A 1,629-nucleotide genomic window follows, 5' to 3' on the forward strand; every position below is an offset into this window, starting at 1 on the left:
GAACAACTGCGTTCCGCAATAGGGCATATCGTTCAAAATGCCATAGATGCGACCGACAAAGCAGGAGAGGTCTCCATTGCCAGCAAGCAAACTTCCGAGCATATCTTTCTTTTTATACAAGACAGCGGCATTGGTATGAGCGAAGAGTTCATTCAGAACCAATTATTTAAGCCTTTTGAAAGTACCAAAGGCCTTACGGGTATGGGAATCGGCGTGTACCAAAGCCGTGAATATTTAAGAAAACTAGGCGGCACAATCAGCGTCACGAGCCAGATAGAAGTAGGCACCTGCTTCACCTTAAAAATTCCTCTGGCTAAAGGTTAATTCAAGGGTAAAATTTCAATGCTATTTCAAAGACTGTACGGGTAATTAAACGTGAAACGAAAACTTTTAATTGTAGAAGATGATCCTGGCCTACAAAGCCAAATGCGTTGGTGTTTTGAAGGCGTTGACGTACATCTCGCATCAGACAGGGAAGCTGCGTTGTCCATACTCCGTCGTGAAGAGCCACAAGTCGTGACACTGGATCTTGGACTACCTCCAGACCCAGGCGGTTCAAGCGAAGGCTTTCAAGCGCTCGAAGAGATACTAAGGCTAGCCCCAACAACAAAAGTAATCGTTGTTACTGGACGGGAGGAAAAAGAAAATGCTGTCAAAGCTGTTGGCTTGGGCGCAAGTGATTTTTTCCAAAAACCTTTAGATGCCGATATTCTTTCATTTATTGTTGATCGAGCCTTCCGCATGCATGAGCTGGAGAAGCAAAATCAAGAACTATCAACAGGCTCATCCTCATCACGCTTAGCGGGCATTATAGCGAGTAGCAGCAAGATGCTAGAAGTCTGTCGAATGATAGAAAAAATAGCACCTGCTGATGTGACGACCCTTTTATTAGGTGAAACCGGGACAGGAAAAGAAGTACTCGCGAAAGCAATTCATCAAGTTAGCCCAAGGCAAGATAACCCGTTTGTCGCTATTAACTGCGGAGCAATTCCTGAAAACCTGCTTGAAAGCGAGCTATTTGGACACGAGAAAGGTGCTTTTACTGGCGCAACCCAAACCAAACAAGGAAAGATTGAACTCGCAGATAGCGGCACTTTATTTCTTGATGAAATTGGCGACATGCCGATGCCGCTTCAAGTTAAGCTATTACGCTTCCTTCAGGAAAGAGTGATTGAAAGAGTTGGCGGCGTTAAACCGATACCCGTAGATGTTCGAGTTGTTTGCGCAACCCACCAGAATGTCCAACAACTCATTGACCAAAACTTATTCAGAGAGGATCTCTATTATCGAGTGAGTGAAATTTCTCTCAATATCCCCCCCATCAGGGAGCGTGACGGTGATGCGATTATCATTGCACAAGCTTTGCTTAAAACTTTCGCTCAACAAATGAACCGTCCGACATTAGCATTTAACGAAGATGCGATGCGAGCAATAAAGAGCTATGAATGGCCAGGTAATGTTCGAGAAATTATTAACAAAGTAAAGCGGGCAGTCATCATGGCTGATGATAAGCTTGTCACGAGCTCAGACCTTGAGCTGTCAAATGATGCTTGTGCGACTGAAGAGGCGCTTAATCTTCGCCAAATAAGAGACGCAGCAGAAAAAACGGCAATCACACAAGCTATTCAT

Annotated in this window: 2 protein-coding genes; both read left to right on the forward strand. The window is 44.5% G+C overall.

From position 1 onward, the window contains the following. The coding region (locus tag A3763_RS18415; RefSeq protein WP_197482966.1) for an ATP-binding protein at positions 1-324 on the forward strand (324 nt) is incomplete at its 5' end. Positions 325-375: 51 nt separating this feature from the next. After that, the coding region (gene prsR / locus A3763_RS18420) for a PEP-CTERM-box response regulator transcription factor (protein ID WP_068760310.1) at positions 376-1,629 on the forward strand (1,254 nt) is incomplete at its 3' end.

The sequence above is a fragment of the Oleiphilus sp. HI0128 genome, assembly GCF_001635365.1.